The organism is Bradyrhizobium sp. 23AC, assembly GCF_054863025.1.
Genome location: NZ_JAVAYN010000143.1, coordinates 1 through 275 on the forward strand (window position 1 = coordinate 1; position 275 = coordinate 275).

Genomic DNA, 275 nt, shown 5'->3' on the forward strand with positions numbered 1-275 from the left:
TGCTGCGGCCGGGAGGATCCGAATGTTTTCTGAAACGCAATGGCTCTCCGTGCCGGGAGCATCGCTGGCCTATCACCATGCCGAGGCGACCGGCCCCGCCTGCGGCATTCTGTTGATATCGCATGGGCTGGCTGAGCACTCGAAGCGGTATCGCCGCTTTGCCGAGGCGATGGCGGCGCGCGGCTATCATGTCTACGCCCACGATCACCGTGGCCATGGCGAGACGACAGCGCCCGATGCCCCGATCGGCCGCTTCGCGTGGCGCAACGGCGTCG

1 protein-coding gene is annotated in these 275 nt (G+C 66.5%); it reads left to right on the top strand.

What is annotated here, in order from left to right:
* Nucleotides 1-22 precede the first annotated feature (22 nt).
* On the top strand, nt 23-275 hold a 253-nt coding region (locus RAD10_RS41830), incomplete at its 3' end, for an alpha/beta hydrolase (protein ID WP_461622022.1).